The sequence below is a fragment of the Clostridium thermosuccinogenes genome (genome assembly GCF_002896855.1).
In the GTDB taxonomy this organism is placed as follows: domain Bacteria; phylum Bacillota; class Clostridia; order Acetivibrionales; family DSM-5807; genus Pseudoclostridium; species Pseudoclostridium thermosuccinogenes.
Map to the genome: position 1 here is coordinate 1 of NZ_CP021850.1, position 12,680 is coordinate 12,680.

Sequence of the window (12,680 nt, forward strand, 5' to 3'; positions counted from 1 at the left end):
TATTCACCTCAGGGTTTTGTTGTATTTGTGTAAAATAGTAATGACACCTCACGACATACATTTCTACAACTGCGTTTATGGCGATTGACCTTTGTTCAAGCGTACAAAGGATTAGGTTGAATCACAGATGTTGCCATGTTTTTATATGCTTGGGTTTACCCAATGCTTTCCATCAAGGCGAGATCATGCTAACGCGATAATATGCCTACTTGCATGACGCTTGCAAAATTTATCACGCTTATCCTCCAGAGTATCATCGATATGCAACCGCCGATAATATACAGCACCATGACAATGCTGTGCCATATTCATCGCATATTTCAAATGCGGATATTCGATAAATATTATTCTGTATCCTTGTCTATTCCTTAATCATATTAAAGAGCTCGCTTTTGAGCACCTTCAGTATGTTGTTCTACTTGATTATCTAAATGAATTACATAAAACTCTGCAAGAGAAAAACGATTATTGACTTGAAAAACGGTCATGCAATTAGTTTGGATAGATCTAATAAATTGTAAGGTAAAGGTTTACTTTTATTTTCTTATTCTCTAAGCAACCAGACTCACAAGTCAAAAAAATATTAAAGGAGATGATGAAAATGGCAACAGGTTTGGTGATAAGCAAAACCCCGGTTTACTACGGACCAAGCACCACCATCTACCCATCTGAAGGCAGCACTGTAGGCCCTAACGAGAAGGTCACCATCTTGTGGAAGGAAGGCAGTTGGTACTATATTGAGTACTTTGTAGGCACCACATCAACCAGGAAAAGAATGTATATCGAAACTAATAGAGTATCCCATATTGTCGGAACTATCCCTTCCAAATCTTTTTTGGGCACTAAAAAAACAACCAGGCCAGCTACTGTTTATGCAGGACCTGGATCAGATTATGCAAAGACCGGCTCTGTAGGGGCAGAGGCTGTAACCGCCTATAATGAAGTGGCTGGTAATTATACCTTCATCGAGTATAATATTCCTGGAGGAAAAAGGAAAAGAGCGTATATTGAAACAAGCAGACTTAGCAATCCGAGTACATCAAAGATCATTAAAGACCCTATTAACCCTTCATTGAATTTTACCGGAAGCAATCACACTGACTATGGAGTACCTACAGGGACCCCGGTTTATGCAATGTGTGACGGTACTTTCAAATTTGCATATATTTGGGGGAAAAAGTACCAAGCCAGCAAGAACTCATACCTTAGCCTTGGGCGTGGAATACGCTTAACGCCTGCACCTGGATGGAAAACAGCGGACGGCAGAACACCTTCATATATAGAATATGGTCATTTGTCCCGCCTGAACGGTTTTTCCACACCAAATTATGTGGAGCGTTGTCAAGGCTCTGAAAGTGGCACAAACTACTTGGAAAAGACCGTTATTCTTGCCAATAAGACTGTAAAATGCGGAGAACTTATTGGCTATAGCGGTAATTCCGGAAACACTTATGGAGCAACCGGCGAACATCTTCACATTCGGTTAAGATAAAAGACCATAGTATAAAAAGGCAGATGTGCTAATTCTGCCTTTTGTTCTCGTTTAGCAAAGTCAAACCACACTTCTGTGAAAGCCTGGCATGAGCAAATACTAAAAATCTGATAGATAGTCACAGCTTGCATTCAAAGAAAATTAGAATATGGGGTTACTACAGATTTTCCCAGCCAGCAATAATTTGTACATAAAAAATCAAGTAGGGTCTTATATTCTTGATTATAATAGTATCTAGATAACGTTATCGAATGAAAGAAAAGAGGGGGTTCACGTGCGGGATTTATCTGTGCTTGTTACAGCTCTTGAGGTGGTTGAGAACAACCTATGTAAGCGATTCACTGTAGAAGACTTGGCTAGGGAATGTTATGTTTCTGTATCAGGCTTACAAAAGCTCTTTAGTTATGTCTTTGGTCTCTCAGTTGGTGAATACTTGTCAAAGCGCCGGTTGAGTGTGGCTGCTCGAGATCTGGTTAATACAAAGAAAAGCATAACAAGCATCGCATTGACATATAGATACACGTCTCCAGAAGCATTTTCAAGGGCTTTCAGGAAGTTCTGGGGGATATCGCCGTCAGCATTCCGCAAAGAACACCGCTTTTTTGAGTTGTTCCCCAAATTTGAATTTAATCTTGAAAACGGAGGTTATAATATGTCAGCTCGAAGAAAAGTTGATATAACAGAACTTTATGATGAACTCAAAAAGCTTCGTGACACGTATGTTTTGTGTGCCGATATATGCAATCTTAAGCTAACAAATGATACTTACGGTTTTGCAGCAGGTGACCTTGTTATTGCAGAGACTGCAAGGCGCATTGATTCTTCACTTTCTGATGATATGCTGATGTTCCGCATAGGACGGGATGAATTTGTTGTTTTGACCGGATATAATTCTGTAATTGATGCAGAAACCTTGGCTCAGAAAATCACTGCATTAAATGGCAAGCATGTTACATATGATGGCAAAGAGATTCCTGTCAGCATACGTATTGGTATTAGTAAAATTCCAAATGGTGGACTGAGTTATAAAGAAGCTTTTGACAAAATGCATGACACAATTGAAAGAGTTAAACAGGACGGAGTTTTCATTGGAGTTTTAGAGGAATAAGTAAGTTTGCAACACAATTTTATGAGAGGTGCACACCATTTAGCTCAGAGAAGGTTAAAGGGTGTGCACTTATTTATTTATCCTCATTTAACACACAAAATTCCGTGGAGCTGGAACCGTTAACGAGGCTTGCTTTGAGGAAATCCGCCAAGATGTAAAGCGACAGGAAGGTCGTAAATAATCCTGTATTGCTAAACTTAAAAATGAAATGAAATAGGAACGTTCCTTCGGTTGTCGGCAATGAGACGCTGGATTACCTCTTCAATAAAAATGAAGAAAACGGTCCTTGATTTCTCATAAGGCTTCAGGTCCTGCGGCTGAGGATACTTGGAAAGCCAGAAAATTCTGTCAAAACCGGTCTGCAGATTAGGGTTGTATTCCTCTATAATCAGAAGAACACTGCAACCCTTTTCTTTTGCAACCTGATTGACATAGTCAAAGGACTTGAACTGCCCTGTTGCGGAAAAAATGACGAGCAGGCTTGTGTCGTCCATCAGATTTTCCACAGAGACCTCATCGGGAACGGCGATAACTACCTTATTCGTTACGATTCTCAATTTATACTCAAAATACTGGGCGCATATAAAAGAAGGCCCATAGCCAAACAGAATAATCTTTTCATGTGCCTGCATCAATTCCACGAATTCATCGACCAGGGACACATCGAAATCATTAATAAAGTTTTTCAACCGTTCCAGTTCAGCTGAAAATTCGCGCCGCGGCTGCCACCTTCCATACAGAAAGTCAACATATTCTTTGAAATTGCTAAAGCCGAGTTTTTTTACAAATTTGGATATTTTTGAAATAGAACATCCGCAAATTTCAGCAGCTTCATTGATGGTGATATCTGAAGACTGCTTTGCATAGTTCATCAGCGTTTCGTTTATATTTCTTTCTAATGGGTTCAATCTATTGAAATCAATATTAATCATATGTATAAATCGCTCCGTCTATTTCTTTTCAAATTCTCAATACGGTTATCTGGCATATTGATTATATCACTTGCTGTTCTGTACTGCAAAAGGAAAATTTTCCGCTATACACTTAATTACAATATAAAAATAAAAAATTTTCCGCAAAAGTATTGACCTATAATTTTCGTTATTGTACAATTAAATTAACAATTCGACAAAATTCTACATTTCAGGAGGTAATCCATTTGGATAATCAAGCATTACTAAACAGCCTTAAAGAAATATTCTCAGAAGACCAAATCAATACCAATTATGAAGATTTGTACGATGCGGCTGCGGACCGTTATAAAAAATACGCTAAAGCCAAAAAAGTACTGGATGTTCCGGTTCCTATCGCAATCGTATATCCAAAATCTGCGGAAGAAGTAAGCAAGCTTCTGGTATTTTGTAATGAAAACAGCATCAACGTCATCCCAAGAAGCGGGAAGACGGCTACGGAAGGGGGGTTGGAAAACTGGAAGGAGCAAACAATTGTCATTGATGCGAAAAATCTTAACAAAATCATCAGGATCGACACCTATAATATGGAGGCAACCGTACAGGCAGGAGTTCCTCTGCAGGAGCTGGAGGATGAGGCCAGAAAACTGGGATATACCACAGGTCATTCTCCACAATCCAAACCGGTTGCAAAAATGGGTGGACTGGTAGCAACAAGAAGCATAGGCCAATTCTCGACGCTTTACGGGGGCATCGAAGATATGGTGGTGGGCCTTGAATGCGTATTCCCGGACGGACATATCGCAAGGATCAAAAATGTGCCGCGTCGTGCCGGAGGACCGGATATCCGTCATATCGTCATTGGGAATGAAGGTACGCTTTGCTATATCACTGAAGTTACGGTGAAGCTTTTCAAATTCTTCCCCGAAAACAGCAAATTTTATGGCTATCTGATCAAAGACATTGATACCGGTATAAAGGTACTCAGGGAGGTCGTGGTCAATGGATACCGTCCATCCATTGCCAGAGTCTATTCTGAAGAAGATGCAAGGCAGCATTTTTACCATTTTCACAAGGGAAAATGCGTGCTGATCTTCATGGCCGAAGGAAACCGGGATATAGTCAATGCCACCTGCGCGGGAATTGAAGCTGCGGTGGAGAAATTCAAGGATGGTATAATTGAGCAGGTTGACGGACAGCTGATATCCGACTGGTATGATCATTTGAACTGGTCCCAGCAGGACATTGATGACGAAATCCAGGGTATGATTGAAAATGACAGGCACGATGGCTTCACAACAGAGATATCGGCCAACTGGGAAACAATATCGAAAATTTACCACAATGTGATTAACAGAATCCGAAATGAATTCCCAAGAGCCCATGATTTGACCATGCTTGGCGGTCATTCATCCCACAGCTATATCAATGGAACAAATATGTACTTTGTTTACAACTACAATATCAATTGTGCTCCGGAAGATGAAATGAGAATCTATCACCATCCGATACACTCCATCATCGTAGAGGAAACGCTGAAACTTGGCGGATCCATGTGTCATCACCATGGTATCGGGAAGTACCGTACCGAATGGACAAAAGAAGAGCACGGTTCAGCATACTACATGCTGGAAAAGTTGAAGGAAGCTTTTGATCCGAAAGGAATTATGAATTTCGGAACCATTTATCCTCAGGAAGAAGGACTTAAGTATATTAAATAATTAAGCTTCCCCGCACGTCTTAACAAGCCCAAAATGGAAATTCAACAGTTTATTAAATGAAAGGTGATGAGGTATGAGTGATAAACTAAAAAGGTATTTCCAATTCCTGCTAATCGTGTTAGCGGCAGGAGCAATTTATCCAATTATGTATTTAAAAACCAATTATCAGGAAACTATTTTAGAAGTATTCAACATCACATTGCCTCAGCTAAATACCATCTATTCATTCCTTGGAATAGTGTGGGTTGTGGGTTATCTCCCCAGCGGTTTGCTGAGTGACAGATTTTCAGCTAAAAAATTGCTGTCCATCTCTCTTTTCGGTACAGCAGCAGGCGGATTATGGTTTGCACAGATACCTAACTATACCAATGTTGTAATCATCTACTGCATCTGGGGCGTATTCTCTGTATTTACCTTCTGGAGTGCCCACATGAAGCTGGTTAAGCTCCTGGCCAGCAGGGAAGAGGAAGGCCGCTTCTTTGGAATACTTGACGGCGGACGTGGCGTTGTGGAAGCTGTTCTTGCAAGTATTGCATTGCTGATTTTCTCAAATATTCTAGGCGACAGCACCAATATAGCGGATAAAAGATCGGCCATTGTTGCCATCATCTACATGTATTCCTTCGTATTGCTTGCTATTGGTATCCTTATTACCATTTTCGTCAAAGATGACGAGAAACTTATAGCTTCCGGGAAAGCCCAGGTTGTAAAACAAGACAGCTTCAGATTCTCGGATCTGGGTAAGGTATTTAAAAACAAATTCACATACCTGATGGGAGGCATCATTTTCCTCTCCTATGCCGTGACCTGGACTGTCTATTACTTCGGCGGCTTTCTGCAGACGAATATAGGTGTTGACCCTGTGACCGTTGCGACAATTACCGTTATCGTGCTCTGGATGAGACCCGTTGGCGGTATCGGTGGAGGAATACTGGCTGACAAGTTCGGTAGAGGCGCAATTGTTATGAGTGCTCTGCTTGCTACTGCTACCTGCCTCATCATTATGGCTGTTCTGCCGGCCAACATGGGCGCATCACTGTTCTATGCACTGGTTGTTGCCGGTGGCATGTTCCTGTACGCAATTCGCGGCACCTATTGGTCGCTTATCGGTGACTGCAAAATTGACAATGCCATCATCGGTACAGCCATAGGCTTCATTTCCCTGGTGGGATATCTGCCGGATATCATCCTTGGACCTTTCAACAGTATGCTCTTCAAGGTATTTGGGGATAACGGAGGATATAACGCCTACTTCATAGCCAGCGCCATCTTCGGCATTATCGGCGCATGTCTGGTAGCAGCATTTATTAAGATGACAAAAAAGGAAAGAGTATAGTAATGAAGATTGTATGCCTGGTTAAATTTATTCCCGATGTGGACAACTTCTCATATGACTATGAAAAAAATACCTTGGTCAGGGAAAATGTAAAACTGATACTGAATCCTGATGACGCGTGCGCCCTGGCTTTCGCCCTGGGAGTGAAGGCAAAAAGGCCGGAGACCATGGTGGAAATTGTAACTATGGCACCGGCAAGTGTCATACCCCTTGTTGAGGATTTGCTAAGGCGCAACGCGGATCGGGCGACCATAATCTCGGACCGGCTGTATGCGGGCAGCGATACCTATGTGACAAGCAGAATCATCGGCAGATATCTGGAAAGTATAGAATATGACCTCATTCTCACAGGCACCCATACCCTTGACGGCGATACTTCCCATGTACCTTCCCAGATTGCCGAAATCCTGAAGCTGGAGCAGCTGTCCAATATTGTGAAAATCCATGAAGAGTGCATGACAGGTAAAAGAGTCATCGTCGAAGCGGATACCGAAAAAAACTTGTCAAAATTCGAAATGGAACTTCCTTGTATCCTGAGTTTGAGCCATGAGAGCAAATACAAACTGCCCTATATCAGGTACAAGGATCTTGAGTTGGATGTAAGGGACAGGATATCGGTCATAGGCAATGAAGTGCTGTCTTTCCCGGAAACCGATACCGGTCTGAAGGGTTCTCTGACCAGGGTGAACAGAACCTTTGTAAAGTCTCTCCAGAAAAAAGAGAGAATAGTTGTAGGCACTGATGAAGAGGGTATAGAAACAGTTTATCGTTTTCTGAAATCCAAAGGATTTATCTGAAATTAAGGGATTTTGCCTGAAATCAAAAAGATTTGCATCAAAAGGATTCACTTGAAATTAAAAGGATTGTTTGATATGAAGAAAAGCTTGATTTATCTGGACGAAGGGGATCTAAAAAGTTCCATAGACTTATTGGAAGTTGTCCGTCAGATTTATCTCGGCGGATTCTATGAAACATATGCTTTCTGCATAAATCACTCACCTGATGCAGCCATAGGACAGTTTGACTATGTCTTAACAGTTAAGGACGGCAGGGTGCAAGACTGTGACACAATAAACTTGACAAATTGCTTGGAAGAGGCGCACAGAATTTATGATTTTGACAGTATTCTGATACCTGCCACCTATAAAGGCAGAATGCTCGCTCCCAGACTGGCTATGCGGCTTGGCGTCGGACTGGTGGCTGATGTTACCAGCATTGCCTTCAGCAACGGGGAACTGGAAATGGTAAGACCTGCTTTCAGCGGCAAGCTCTTTGCGGGAGTGACAAACAATGGCCGAAAACCGGTGATGATGAGTGTTCGTCCCAATGTTTTCACCTATTCTTCCGGTCATTTCAGGACAACACGACTGATGGAATTTCAGCCTTCATCAATACAGCCTGCAGGGTTAAGACTGCTGGAAACCAGAAACAAGGAAAAGGCAAAAGACATCAGGGAAAGCGAAATCCTGGTTTCGGGGGGCGGCGGAACTGCTGATCATTTTGATAAGCTTTATGAACTTGCAGAAGTGCTTGAGGGCATGGTATCCGCAAGCAGACGCATTGTTGACAGCGGCATTGCCGAACGCAGCATCCAGGTCGGTCAATCGGGGAAAACTGTCAGCCCCAGGCTATATATTGCGCTGGGTATCTATGGGTCAGTTCAGCACATGGAAGGACTCAAAAACGTAGAAAACATCATCTCGGTAAACACGAACAAAAATGCGCCCATCTGCAGTGTGTCCGACATTGTGGTGGAAGGCGACTCCAAGGAGTTCATCATAAAACTGACTGAAAAAATCAAAAATAACAAAAAATGTATCAATAAGGAGGCAGAAAAATGAATATCACAGATTTTAACATGGATTTCTTCTCATTGAAGGGAAAGAACGCAATTGTCACAGGTGGTAATACCGGTTTAGGACAGGCATTTTCTCTGGCTTTGGCAAAAGCTGGTGCCAATATCTTAATGCCAAGCATTATGCCTGATGATCCTGAATTCAACCGTCTGATCGAAGCGGAAGGCGTAAAAGTGGTGTATATGTACGCGGATATTACAAAGCCCGGAGTTCCCAGACAGATCGTTGAAAAATGTGTTGAAGTATTTGGTTCTGTTGATATTCTGGTTAACTGTGCTGGAATATGCATCTGCAAACCTGTTTTGGAATTTGACAGAACATCATGGGATCCCATGATTTCCATCAATCTTACCGCAGCGTTTGAAATGACCCATGAGGTTGCAAAGTTCATGATCCCGCAAAGGAGTGGAAAAATCATCAATATTTGCTCCATGTTCTCGTTCCTGGGCGGTCAGTGGTCACCGGCATATGCTGCCTCCAAGCACGGTATTGCAGGGCTGACTAAAGCGTACTGTGATGAGCTGGCACAATACAATATTCAGGTAAACGGCATAGCGCCTGGATACTTCAAAACCAAGGTTGCAGAGGCTTCCATGAAAGATCCTGAAAGAAACAAATGGATTGTTGACCATACTCCCGAAGGCCGATGGGGAGATGTTGCCGATTTAATGGGCACCACTGTTTTCCTTGCAAGCAAGGCATCGCAATTTGTCAACGGGCATATCCTGGCGGTTGACGGTGGTTTCCTGACAAGATAAGACCAGATAGAACTTATAAATAAAGCTTTTTATGAATCAGGAGGTGTCTAAGTGAGAGATAAATATCTCATTGGAGTGGACAGCGGTTCCCAAAGCACAAAGGTCGTTGTGTTCAATCAAAAAGGCGAGATCATCCTGAGTGCCAGCGAAAAACTGAGGGAAATGATAGCGAGAAAGCCAGGTTATGTTGAACATCCCGACGACGATTTGTGGGACAGTCTTAAGGCCGCTTGCAAAAAACTAATGAAGCAGTTCGAAGGTGATCCGAAGGACATCGTGGGTGTAGGTCTTTGTTCCATCCGTTGCTGCAGGGTTTTTATGAAAAAGGACGGTACTCTGGCTGAACCCGTGATGAGCTGGATGGATATCCGTTCATACGAAAAGTTCCAGGATGATAACCCTGAAATCAGCTACACTTGCCCGACTTCCGGCTATCTGACCCATCGTTTGACCGGAGAATTCAGGGATACTGCCGCAAATGCCTTTCAGTGGCAATTCCCTGTGGATGTGGATACCTGGGACTGGTCGGAGGATGAAGAATACTTTAAAAGCTTTAATATCCCAAGAGAAAAATTGTTAAAGCTTCAAATGCCCGGTACCATATTGGGATATATAACAAAGGAAGCCGCTGAAGCAACCGGCTTGCCTTCCGGGATTCCTGTAGTGGCAACCGCCAATGACAAAGCAGTTGAAGCTCTTGGCTCAGGTCTTATCACATCAGACACAGGATTTATATCGCTGGGAACCTATATCGCCTCAATGGTTTGCGGCAGCAAGAATGATCCTTCTGCAAAAAACTATTGGACGAATCTGTCCTGTATCCCGTATCGTTATTTGTATGAAAGCAATGGAATCAGGCGCGGGATGTGGCATATCTCCTGGTTTAAGTCTATTATGGGTGAAGCCTATGCGGAAAAGGCAAAAAGCGAAGGGTGCTCAGTTGAAGAATATCTGGAAAGGGAAGCTGTTCATGTGCCTGCCGGATCTGACGGACTCCTGACCATTCCGGACTGGCTGGCGCCTGCCAATCAACTGTACAGAAAAGGCGTTATGATCGGCTTTGATGAACGCCACACCCGGGGCCACATCTATCGTTCAATTCTGGAAGGTATAGCTCTCACCTTAAAGAACCATTACGATGCCATGATCAATGAGCTCGGAATCAAACCGGAAAAGATCATCATCTCCGGCGGCGGGTCTAACAGCGATCTGTTTATGCAGATTTTTGCGGATGCCTATGGTGTAAAAACCATCAGAAATGAGATGAACGGTGCTGCGGCTCTGGGAGCGGCCATATGCGTCGCAGTGGCCACAGGAATCTATCCGGGATTTGATCAAGCAGTGCGGCAGATGGTGAGACAGAAGGATGAGTTTATCCCCAATGAAGAAAACTTCAAAGTCTACAGCCGGATAAACGATGGTGTCTACCGTCAGTTGCCAGACTTGATGGAAGCAACACTGAAAACCGTATACGAGGCTGTAAACAAGAAAGACTAATAACGAAGCACGAAGTAAGGTTAAAAGGGGGATTTTAATGAAGAACCTTAGGCCTGTCGCATTTTGGATTCCGGTAATACTCTTTATTAGCGCCTGTGCCTACAACTTTGTGGACCAGGAAGGCTTTGTCAAAGTGATTAATAACGCCAATGCCTGGCTGATGGGCAATTTTGCCTGGGCCTTTTGCCTGGGGGTGCTTGTCATGCTTGGGGTAGTCATTTTTCTAATGTTTTCCAAGTTCGGTGATGTACGAATCGGAGGCCGTAATGCGGCTCCCATGTTCGATGATGTCAGGTATTTTTCTATTGTTCTTACAAGCATAATTGCAATCGGAATACTATTCTGGGCGACTTCCGAGCCGCTTTACCATATGACAGCTCCGCCCGAATCGCTGAATATTCAGCCAAACAGTCCTGATGCTGTCGTCTTTGCAATGTCCACACTGTTTATTCACTGGGGTTTCCTGCCCCTTGCGATCTATGCAATTCCATCGATTATGTTCGCCTTTGCTTTTTACAATATGAGAAAACCCTACACCCTTGGTTCAATGCTGACCCCTGTTTTTGGTGACAAGGTTTTGGGGAAATGGTCCCAGGGTATTGATGCGGTCTGCATGTATTCGTTGATCGCAGGAATGTCGGCTTCCCTTGGAACGGGTATTCTTTCAATAGCCGGAGGGCTCAAATATTTAACTAAAATTCAGACAGGAGCTTTTCTTTGGGCTATGGTGGATATTGCCATTGTCGCTACCTTTGTAATATCATCCATAACAGGCTTGTTTAATGGCATTAAAAAGCTTTCGGAAATCAATTTTGTGGTATTCATCTTCCTGGCTATCTTTGTATTTGTTTTCGGTCCCACCTTTTTCATGCTGAATCTGGGGGTGGAAGCTTTCGCAAATCATTTACAGACCTTTTTCCAGAAAGCAGCTTTTACAGGTGCTGCTGCCGGGGATCCATGGGCTGGCTGGTGGACAATTTTCTACTGGTGCAATTGGCTGGCATGGGCTCCAATTTCGGGCATGTTCCTCGGGAGAATTTCCTATGGACAGACTATCAGAAAAGCGGTCATGGTTATATTTGTTCTCCCGGCACTTTTCGATATTCTCTGGATGGTGATTTTCGGAGGTGCGGCTATCAGAATGGAATTGGACGGCGGAATGCTGTCGCAGGCAATGGCAGCCGGACCTGAATTTGCCGTATACGCACTGCTTGATAAGTATCCTGTCGTAGAAATCACAATACCTATCTTTATCATCTGTATGTTTCTCTCCTATGTCACCGGTTCCGACGCCTACACAACTACCCTCGGCGGCATGAGCACAACAGGAATATCTCCCAAGTCTCCCGAACCGTCTGCAAAAATCAAGATTTTTTGGGGAGCCATCATCGGTACAGTCAGCTGGATCATGATCACTTCATCGGGAATCGACGGAGTCAAAATGCTCTCGAATCTTGGCGGCGGTCCCGCTCTTGTTCTCGAGCTGTTGATCTGTATCTCACTGGTGAAGGTTGCGCTGAATCCGAAAACGTATGACACTTTCAAGAATGACTATACTGAGGACGGAACACCCATCAAGTCGGTTACCAAGAAGGCAATCATGTCGGAGGAAGCTGTGATCGATGTTATTATGAGTGAAACAAACGACTCGTAATAGAAGCTGTAAAACCTTTGTCTTGCAATCTTATAAGGCATAAATAGCACTGATCCTTAGGGAGTAACGCAAACTATTTGCATAGCAGCGTCGCTCCTTTTTTTCATGAGGATTAATTTCTGCTAAAAAAAATAAATAGGAGCTTGCATAGATTGTTTATATCTGCAGGCTGGTCGGATGGCGCAGAAACTCCGGATATGATAAATAGCAGAGCTCCAAGGTTTTCAGAAGCCTTTGCTATGACAATGAAGCCCTGAAGCCAAGGAAGGAGCACAAATCAATATATTAACAATTCAATACACTTACAAATTAATACACTTACAAGCCAATAACATCCATTCTATATG

Annotated in this window: 10 protein-coding genes; 9 read left to right on the plus strand and 1 reads right to left on the minus strand. The window is 43.1% G+C overall.

The features are described 5' to 3' along the window. Positions 1-601 precede the first annotated feature (601 nt). Together CDO33_RS00005 and CDO33_RS00010 are read left to right on the plus strand one after the other, a co-directional pair. Positions 602-1,492 carry a M23 family metallopeptidase gene (locus tag CDO33_RS00005; protein WP_103083028.1) on the plus strand — a complete coding sequence of 297 codons (891 nt, stop codon included), beginning with the start codon at positions 602-604 and terminating at the stop codon, positions 1,490-1,492. Between the two features lie 274 nt (positions 1,493-1,766). Next, positions 1,767-2,600: a diguanylate cyclase domain-containing protein gene (locus CDO33_RS00010; protein WP_103083027.1), complete on the plus strand. Its 834-nt coding sequence runs from the start codon at positions 1,767-1,769 to the stop codon at positions 2,598-2,600. Between the two features lie 197 nt (positions 2,601-2,797). On the opposite strand, the gene CDO33_RS00015 is transcribed toward CDO33_RS00010, so the two are convergent. Next, on the minus strand, positions 2,798-3,532 hold the full coding sequence (locus tag CDO33_RS00015; protein ID WP_103083026.1) for a MurR/RpiR family transcriptional regulator: 735 nt from the start codon (positions 3,530-3,532) through the stop codon (positions 2,798-2,800). A gap of 227 nt (positions 3,533-3,759) precedes the next feature. Between CDO33_RS00015 and CDO33_RS00020 the strand changes: the two genes are divergently transcribed. From CDO33_RS00020 to CDO33_RS00050, 7 genes are all read left to right on the plus strand, one after another. Then, entirely contained in the window at positions 3,760-5,232 is a 1,473-nt protein-coding gene (locus CDO33_RS00020; RefSeq protein WP_103083025.1) for an FAD-binding oxidoreductase, read from the plus strand. A 73-nt stretch (positions 5,233-5,305) separates the two neighbouring features. Then, positions 5,306-6,568, plus strand: coding sequence for an MFS transporter (locus tag CDO33_RS00025; RefSeq protein WP_103083024.1), 1,263 nt, complete (start codon positions 5,306-5,308; stop codon positions 6,566-6,568). A gap of 2 nt (positions 6,569-6,570) precedes the next feature. Further along, the gene (locus CDO33_RS00030; protein ID WP_103083023.1) at positions 6,571-7,365 is read left to right on the plus strand and encodes an electron transfer flavoprotein subunit beta/FixA family protein; all 795 of its coding nucleotides are present in this window, start codon (positions 6,571-6,573) and stop codon (positions 7,363-7,365) included. Positions 7,366-7,377: 12 nt separating this feature from the next. Further along, positions 7,378-8,409 (plus strand): electron transfer flavoprotein subunit alpha/FixB family protein, encoded by a 1,032-nt coding sequence (locus CDO33_RS00035; protein ID WP_242974829.1) that lies wholly within the window; start codon positions 7,378-7,380, stop codon positions 8,407-8,409. Beyond that, the gene (locus CDO33_RS00040) at positions 8,406-9,182 is read left to right on the plus strand and encodes an SDR family oxidoreductase (protein ID WP_103083021.1); all 777 of its coding nucleotides are present in this window, start codon (positions 8,406-8,408) and stop codon (positions 9,180-9,182) included. Before CDO33_RS00035 ends, CDO33_RS00040 begins: the two co-directional genes overlap by 4 nt. 51 nt (positions 9,183-9,233) lie before the next feature. Then, complete coding sequence (locus tag CDO33_RS00045; RefSeq protein WP_103083020.1) at positions 9,234-10,679, plus strand: FGGY-family carbohydrate kinase; 1,446 nt, start codon at positions 9,234-9,236, stop codon at positions 10,677-10,679. Between the two features lie 37 nt (positions 10,680-10,716). After that, positions 10,717-12,333, plus strand: coding sequence for a BCCT family transporter (locus CDO33_RS00050; RefSeq protein ID WP_103083019.1), 1,617 nt, complete (start codon positions 10,717-10,719; stop codon positions 12,331-12,333). The last annotated feature ends 347 nt before the right edge of the window (positions 12,334-12,680 follow it).

What these genes read in the sequence shown, in the direction of transcription:
- CDO33_RS00015 (WP_103083026.1), bottom strand. Translation starts at nt 3,532, where the DNA reads ATGATTAATATTGATTTCAATAGATTGAACCCATTAGAAAGAAATATA.
- CDO33_RS00005 (WP_103083028.1), top strand. Translation starts at nt 602, where the DNA reads ATGGCAACAGGTTTGGTGATAAGCAAAACCCCGGTTTACTACGGACCA.
- CDO33_RS00040 (WP_103083021.1), top strand. Translation starts at nt 8,406, where the DNA reads ATGAATATCACAGATTTTAACATGGATTTCTTCTCATTGAAGGGAAAG.
- CDO33_RS00025 (WP_103083024.1), top strand. Translation starts at nt 5,306, where the DNA reads ATGAGTGATAAACTAAAAAGGTATTTCCAATTCCTGCTAATCGTGTTA.
- CDO33_RS00030 (WP_103083023.1), top strand. Translation starts at nt 6,571, where the DNA reads ATGAAGATTGTATGCCTGGTTAAATTTATTCCCGATGTGGACAACTTC.
- CDO33_RS00050 (WP_103083019.1), top strand. Translation starts at nt 10,717, where the DNA reads ATGAAGAACCTTAGGCCTGTCGCATTTTGGATTCCGGTAATACTCTTT.